Raw genomic sequence first — 8,024 nt, forward strand, 5'->3', positions numbered from 1 at the left:
GGCAGATAATTAATGATGCTTCTGGTCGCCCAATTTATGCTCCAGTTAACCAATTCTTGGGTCATATTAACCCTAAGTTTGTGTTTGGTATCAACAATAAATTTAATTATAAAAACATCAATTTGAGTTTCCAATTTGATGGTCGTATCGGTGGCGTTATCTCTAACTACATTCAGAAACAAACTTATCGTGGTGGTCGCCACATAGGAATAATCGAAGGCGAAATGGGCGTGGCTCGTTACCAAGATTATTTGGGAGTAAAAACCTATGTAGGTGAAGGTGTTCAAGTTTCAAACGGTGTTGCCATTAAATATGACACTGAAGGAAAAATCACCAACTACGCAGAATTAAAGTATGCTCCAAATGCAACCAAACAGTTTGTGCAAGACTGGGTAAGCCGTTACTACAATTCTGACGAAGGAAACTTGATGAGCCGTTCATTCGGAATGCTGCGTGAAGTAGTTGTTGGTTATAATATGCCTCAAAAATGGTTTGGAAACACAATCAAAAATGCTTCTATCTCAGTTGTTGGCAGAAACTTACTTTACTTTGCCGAGAAAAAAGACATTGACCTAAACCAATACATCGGTGATGGTGGCTCAGGTTTACAAACACCATCGACAAGAAGATATGGTGTAAATTTAAACTTTACTTTCTAAGAAAATCCAAATACACCTCACCCCGTCATTTGTTCCTAACGTCAGAAATGCCACCCCCCTCTCCTTGATGGAGAGGGGTCGAGCAAAGCGGAATGAAGTAAATTAATCAAATAATAAAATGAAAATAAATAAAATATTCACTTCAATTTTCGCAGTAGGTGCTTTAATGTTGAGCAGTTGCGAAAAATCTTTCGAGGAACTCGAAAAAGACCCAAATAGACCAGTAAACGTACCAGCTTCGTTGGTATTACAAGGTGTTGAGTCTGATATGTTCAATAATACAGGTCGTCCGTTTAGTGCCGAAATGCGTTGGAATCAATTTTTCTGCTCAAATTATAACTATTACGCAACCAACGAATATACTTGGACCCAAACACCTAACCACTATAATACGCTTAAAAACGTAATCAAGATGGAAGGAGAAGCTAAGCGTGCTGGTTTGGCAGACATAAATGGTTATAGTGCATTGGGTAAATTCTTTCGTGCATTTTTCTTTGAGCAAATGACTACTCGTGTAGGTGATTTGCCTATGACCGAAGCTCTTTTAGGAATCACAAACGTAACGCCAAAATATGATTCTCAAAAAGCAGTTTATGTACAAATCTTAAAATGGCTCGATGAAGCAAACAATGATATGGCAGCTCTAATCGCCAAAGGAGAAACTTCTGTAACGGGTGATTTTTATTACGGTGGCGATGTTCGCAAATGGCAAAAAGCGGTGAATGCTTACAAACTAAGAGTCCTGATTTCACTGAGCAAAAAAGATATGGATGCAGATTTGAACTTAAAAACTCGTTTTGCAGAAATGATGAGTAATCCAACTAAATTTCCAGTGTTGGGAAATTTGTCGGATAACTTAGAATATCGTTACAACAATTTTAACAAATATCCATCAAATCCTGACAACTTTGGCTTTGATGCTACCCGTCAAAATATGTCAAAGGCTTACGTTGAGCCATTGTCATTAATGAAAGACCCACGTGTAATGATTACTTGCGAGCCTGCAGGTTCTGAACTAAAAGCTGGCAAATTAGCATCAGATTTTAGTGCGTATGTAGGTGCAAGTTCGGCAGAAGATTTAACAGATATGAGCGACAAAGCAGGTCGTAACAACGGTGCTGGTTTTGCTCCAGGTCTTTATTCGTTCCAAAATCGTAACCGCTATTACCGCAATTATGTTGCCGAGAATACTTTTGTTGTAGGATACTCAGAAATGTGTTTCAATATTGCTGAGGCTTATCATTTAGGTTGGGCAACGGGCGATGCCGAAACTTGGTATAAGAAAGGAATTCAAGCTTCATTCGATTTTTACGGAATCAAAAATGGTGTAAATACCATGACGTATTCAAGAAGTGGCGGTCGTGAAGCAGCCGATTTAGCAACATTCAACATTGATTTTAATTTCGATACTTATTACAATCAATCAAGCGTAAAATATGCTGGTAAAACAGCTAAAGGACAAGAGCAAATCTTGACACAAAAATACGTTGCATTCTTCATGAACTCAGGCATGGAATCATATTTCAACTGGAGACGTACAGGCTTTCCTAAGTTCTATTCAGGTGTAGGAAATGGCAATTCAAATCGTATTGCTGTTCGTTGGCAATACCCATTGTCGGAGCGTACAACTAATGCCGATAACTACAAAGCGGCAATTTCGAGTCAGTATGGTGGTAAAGATGACATCAATGATACTATTTGGTTATTAAAGTAGTTTATTTCATCATAGGTTAGAAATTTGTAAAGTAGCGAAGCATTTGTTTCGCTACTTTTTTATGAAGTGTTATTTGATGAAACTTTAATCAGGATAAAATAGCCTTTTTTTTACAGCATCAGCTTTTAGATTGCTCTTCGTATAAATTTGAGTTTGTAGCTTCACTACAAACTCAAATTTAAGCCTCAATCAAGCAAAAAATGACTTGATTTTATAAATCGAAACGCCCATTGCAACAAGTCTATTAAATGTTTCCTATAAAAAAACAGACCCATGACATCTATTTCAAATATAATTTCTGAAATTCGTCAACTCTTTAAAAATCAAGGAGATGCCGAATATTACGGCGAAAACGTAAGTCAGTTTGAACACGCAGCCCAAGCGGCTCTTTTAGCACAAAAGCAAGGCTTCGACCATGAAGTGCAAATTGCTGCATTTCTTCACGATATTGGACATTTACTTCCTGCTGCTTCTAATGAAGAATTGATGGAAGTTTATGGAAGAAAAGACCATGAATCAGTTGCCGCAGATTGGCTTCGAAAACGAGGTTTTTCTGAAAAAATTGGTGTTTTAATAGAAAACCACGTAAATGCTAAACGTTATTTGTGCTTTGCGAATGCAGCCTATTACGATAACTTATCGGAGGCGAGTAGAAAAACTTTGACGTTTCAAGGTGGTAAAATGACAGTAGATGAAGCAAAAAAATTTGAACAAAATCCCTATTTTGAAACAATTATAAAAATGAGAAGATGGGATGAAGCAGCAAAAACAGAAAACATGAAAATCCCCGATTTAGAATATTTTATGCATATTTGCAAACAATATTTACTTCAACACCCTAAAAAACAAAAGCATGAATTCTTTTTCTAAAACCCTCTTGTTCCTTATTATTTTATTGGCAAACCAAACAATTTTTGCCCAATCAAAAACCGAAAATGTATTTATCATTATGACCGATGGTTTTCGTTGGCAGGAACTTTTCGGTGGAGCGGACTCTACTTTAATTTTTAGCAAAGAATTTACACCCGATTCGGCTCGAACCGTAGGGAAATTTTGGGCAAAAACAGCCACCGAACGCCGAGAAAAACTTTTACCTTTCTTTTGGAGTACCATTGCCAATAAAGGGCAACTTTATGGCAATCGTTGGGCAGGAAACAAAGTAAATGTACTGAATCCCTATTGGTTTTCGTATCCAGGTTATAACGAGGTTTTAACTGGTTATCCCGACGATAATATCAATTCAAATGATAAAATTCAAAATAAAAATACGACTGTTTTAGAATTTCTGAATAACCAACCAAAGTTCAAAGGAAAAGTAGCGGCTTTTGGTACTTGGGATGTATTCCCTTTTATTATCAACGAAAATAGAAGTAAAATCCCTGTCAATGCAGGCGTTGAGACGGTAAAAGGAAATTTAAGCGAAAAAGAAGCATTATTAAATCAAATTCAAACCGATATTCCAAGTATGGCAAGCGATAGATTTGACTTTGTAACCTATCATTTGGCAAAAGAATATGTCAAGAAAAATACGCCCAAAGTTATGTTTTTATCCTTTGATGAAACCGATGAATTTGCCCACGAATCTAAATATCGAGAATATCTTTTTGCTGCCAATAATTTCGATAAAAACGTTGCTGACTTATGGAATTTCTGCCAAAATCACCCCCAGTATAAAGATAAAACGACTTTTATTTTCTTAACTGACCACGGCAGAGGAGATAAAGTAAAGAAACAATGGACAAGCCACGGACAGAGAGTTTCGGACTGCTACCAGATTTGGATTGCGGCAATTGGACCAGATACAAAACCTTTAGGTGAAGTAAAAACCGAAGGACAATTATTTCAAAATCAAGTAGCTCGCACTGCTGCAAAGCTATTAGGTTTTGATTTTTTAAATGCTTCAACCAGCGAAAAAAAAACTACTGGCGAAGTAATTGAGAGTATGTTGAAATAAAGTACAAAAATAGGCTTCCCTTTCATGAGAAGCCTATTTTGTCAAAATATCACTCCCCTATTTCGCATCATTTAAACTTATGATTGCCTGATTATTAACTAATCATTATTTAATATTCAAGTTTATATTTATATTAAATTCAGAATTACAAGCAATTTACTGAAACGCTACTCTCTACTTTTGCCATTAGATTATGGCTCGCAACTTTATTTATCTTACTATTTTTGGCTTTTTACTTCCTTTCCATATTTCTGCTGCCATACTTAAAGGACAAATCAATGATATCAAAACGGGCGAGCCATTAATAGGAGCAACTATTTTACTTAAAAATACCCGTATAGCTACAACATCAGGTTTAGATGGCTCATTTCAAATAAAAAACATTCCTTCGGGCGAGTACCAAGTACAGGTCAGCTATCTTTCATACAAAACGTACATTACAAAGGTTAAAATTGAAAAAGAGGATGTTATACTCTGCATTTCGTTGGAAGAAAATAATCAGCAGAATTTAAATGAGGTTATCATAAGTATTTGGATGAATTTTTAACCCCTTATTCGCATAGATTATTGTCAATTTTTCTTTAACCTCAATTTAAGTTAGAAAAACTCCAGCACCATAAGTTTTGCACCATCGTATTTTTACCTAAGATTTCCATTTTAACGTGCTTTTTATGATTCGACACCACAAAATTCACACTAATTTGGAAATCTTTTATAATCCTAAACAATTTTTACCTTACTAAGCTAATAAAACGAATTCTATATTCATTTTCATTACTCAATTTGATAGCATAATAGTAAGTTCCATCTGGTAAACCTCCATTTCCAAATCTTATACCTTGATTACTTACACCGTCCCACCCTTGTTCTGTTATTATACCAGTTGTATCTTTAAAGACCAATTGTCCCCATCTGTTATAAAATTCACATGATTCCACTGTAATGCCTGTTGGTACTGATATAATAAACTTATCATTATTTCCATCTTCATTGGGAGAGAAGCCTTCAGGTATAATGACTTCCCCCATATTCAGAGATAACTCTATGATTGTTGACGATGCTTCGTTTACCCTTATTTCTATTCCAGAATTTGAAATATCTGTTACAATTTTTTCATTATCAATCGCTTTTACATAAGCATTGTTTGCAAAAGTTTCTACTTGTCTATTATAGCACACTTTTACAGTAAAGAATATTGAATCCATTTGTGCTATACCCAACTTGCTGGTTGAATCAGCAATCAATAAATTAACGTCATCTTTACCATTGAAGTTGGGATTTACTTTTAATGTACTATTTTGACCTAATATCGGCTGTCCTATCATTTGATAGCTTGCATTATTGTCAAAGGTTTTACTTAAACTATCTGCCACCTGTACATTTGTCAATTTAGTATTACCAAGATTCTTTACAAGTGCCAAGTAGGTTATTTTGTAGCATTTGCTATTAATTCTACTTGAATCTGAAATTGATAGAGCAATGCCAATAGTTGGGCGGTCAGGAGCAGTTGGTTTCTTTGTTACCCTAATTCTTATTTCACCTGTTGCTTGGCAGCCAGTTATATTACACACTGAAATATCTTTTTGTGTGCGAGTCATACAAGTTGCTGCTACATTTGAAATATTACTTCCTACAATTAATCCTTCAATGCTTATTGCATAAGTAATTGCTGATACTTTATAACTTCCCGTAAGAACGTTAGCAAATACTGGTGAATTATTTATTTGTAAAATCGTACCTGTGTTATTTAGCAACAAATATCGAGTAATAATTCCAGTTCCTGTTGAGCCGCCTAAAGTGGTAAATGTTAAATTTCCTTCGGCAAAATCACAAGATGATTTTACTGTTCCACAAATAGCTGTATATATTTTTGATTCATTAACTACTACCTTTATTTGCGTTCCAGTTGCTCCATTTGACCATGTAACAATATCTGCACAACCAGTTGCTTTCAATGTTACTTCATCCCCTTCATAAACATCAGTTAAACCTGTAATCGTTAGTTTTTCTGGGTTTGTTATTACTGTAACAGTTATGCTACTTAGTTGGCTTTCGCAGACATCTATACATTTTGCAGTGTAAGTTGTCGTTACAAAAGGATTTACCTTAATACTTATTCCTGTTTGATTATTAGTTGTCCATAAAACTGTACCATGGCAATTGGATGCCGTTAATATAACTTCTTCATTGGCACATAAACTCGTCTTATTGGTACTGATTAATGGAGCAGCTGGACTCGTAACTGTGCTGATAACTATCGCGTTACTCCCTACACTCGTACCACAAGCATTCGTACATGTCGATGTATAATCACCACTCGTAGTTACACTAATTGGATTTTGAGTTGAACCATTGCTCCATATAATTGCCCCTGTGCAGTTGCTAGCTGTCAGTATTGCTACTGAATTGCCACAAATATTGGTCTTATCTGAAATTATCAAGGGGGCGGCTGATGCTGATCCTTTGTTGATTTGAATAACATTACTTGCTCCACTCGTACCACAAGCATTCGTACATGTCGATGTATAATCACCACTCGTAGTTACACTGATTGAATTTTGAGTTGAACCATTGCTCCATGTAATTGCCCCTGTGCAGTTGCTAGCTGTCAATATTGCTACTGAATTGCCACAAATATTGGTCTTATCTGAAATTATCAAAGGGGTGGCTGGTGCTGCTCCTTTGTTGATTTGAATGACATTACTCGCTCCACTCGTACCACAAGCATTCGTACATGTCGATGTATAATCACCACTGGTAGTTACACTGATTGTATTTTGAGTTGAGCCATTGCTCCATTTGATGTTTCCTGAACAACCACTTGCAATCAATGTCGCTGTTTCGTTAGTACATAAACTCGTCTTATTGGTGCTGATTATGGGGGCTGGACTCGTACCTGTGCTGATAACCACTGAATTGCTCACTACACTTTCGCCACAAGTATTGCTACATGTTGCACTGTATGTACCACTGGTAGTTACACTGATTGTATTTTGAGTTGAGCCATTGCTCCATTTGATGTTTCCTGAACAACCACTTGCTATCAATGTCGCTGTTTCATTGGCACATAAACTCGTCTTATTGGTGCTGATTAAGGGGGCGGATGGACTCGTACCTGTGCTGATAACCACTGAATTGCTCACTACACTTTCGCCACAAGCATTACTACAGGTTGCACTGTATATGCCGCTAATGCTGACTGTGATGCTTCCACTCGTTGCTCCTGTACTCCATTTGATGCTTCCTGAACAACCACTTGCAACCAATGTCGCTGTTTCATTGGCACATAAACTCGTCTTATTGGTGCTGATTAAGGGGGCGGCTGGACTCGTACCTGTGCTGATAACCACTGAATTGCTCGCTCCACTTTCACCACAAATATTACTACAGGTTGCACTGTATATGCCACTAGCAGTTACACTGATTGAAATTTGAGTTGAGCCATTGTTCCATTTGATATTTCCTGAACAACCACTTGCAATCAATGTCGCTGTTTCATTGGTACATAAATTCGTCCTATTGGTGCTGATTAATGGGGCAGCTGGACTCGTGCCTGTGTTGATAATCACTGCATTGCTCGCTCCACTTTCACCACAAATATTACTACATGTTGCACTGTATGTGCCACTCGTACTTACACTGATTGAAATTTGAGTTGATCCATTGCTCCATCTAATTGCCCCTGTGCAATTGCTGG

General features: G+C 36.7%; 5 protein-coding genes and 1 pseudogene. 5 read left to right on the forward strand and 1 reads right to left on the reverse strand.

What is annotated here, in order from left to right; genetic code table 11:
• The 5 genes and pseudogenes from ACH2CJ_RS03065 to ACH2CJ_RS03085 form a co-directional block, all read left to right on the forward strand.
• A pseudogene (locus ACH2CJ_RS03065) lies at positions 1–659 on the forward strand (SusC/RagA family TonB-linked outer membrane protein); the annotation flags it as partial.
• Between the two features lie 118 nt (positions 660–777).
• Complete coding sequence (locus ACH2CJ_RS03070) at positions 778–2,373, forward strand: SusD/RagB family nutrient-binding outer membrane lipoprotein (RefSeq protein ID WP_394990630.1); 1,596 nt, start codon at positions 778–780, stop codon at positions 2,371–2,373.
• 273 nt (positions 2,374–2,646) lie between these two features.
• Entirely contained in the window at positions 2,647–3,243 is a 597-nt protein-coding gene (locus tag ACH2CJ_RS03075; RefSeq protein WP_394990631.1) for a phosphonate degradation HD-domain oxygenase, read from the forward strand.
• On the forward strand, positions 3,227–4,327 hold the full coding sequence (locus ACH2CJ_RS03080) for a phosphoglyceromutase (RefSeq protein ID WP_394990633.1): 1,101 nt from the start codon (positions 3,227–3,229) through the stop codon (positions 4,325–4,327). Before ACH2CJ_RS03075 ends, ACH2CJ_RS03080 begins: the two co-directional genes overlap by 17 nt.
• Before the next feature lie 193 nt (positions 4,328–4,520).
• Complete coding sequence (locus ACH2CJ_RS03085) at positions 4,521–4,874, forward strand: carboxypeptidase-like regulatory domain-containing protein (RefSeq protein ID WP_394990634.1); 354 nt, start codon at positions 4,521–4,523, stop codon at positions 4,872–4,874.
• A 184-nt stretch (positions 4,875–5,058) separates the two neighbouring features.
• Here ACH2CJ_RS03085 and ACH2CJ_RS03090 read toward each other — a convergent pair.
• Positions 5,059–8,024 (reverse strand): gliding motility-associated C-terminal domain-containing protein (locus ACH2CJ_RS03090; protein ID WP_394990635.1); only part of this gene is annotated, 2,966 nt, incomplete at its 5' end.

The organism is Emticicia sp., assembly GCF_043780375.1.
In the GTDB taxonomy this organism is placed as follows: domain Bacteria; phylum Bacteroidota; class Bacteroidia; order Cytophagales; family Spirosomataceae; genus Emticicia.

Coding starts and splice junctions, on each gene's coding strand:
- ACH2CJ_RS03070 (WP_394990630.1), top strand. CDS start 778: ATGAAAATAAATAAAATATTCACTTCAATTTTCGCAGTAGGTGCTTTA.
- ACH2CJ_RS03075 (WP_394990631.1), top strand. CDS start 2,647: ATGACATCTATTTCAAATATAATTTCTGAAATTCGTCAACTCTTTAAA.
- ACH2CJ_RS03080 (WP_394990633.1), top strand. CDS start 3,227: ATGAATTCTTTTTCTAAAACCCTCTTGTTCCTTATTATTTTATTGGCA.
- ACH2CJ_RS03085 (WP_394990634.1), top strand. CDS start 4,521: ATGGCTCGCAACTTTATTTATCTTACTATTTTTGGCTTTTTACTTCCT.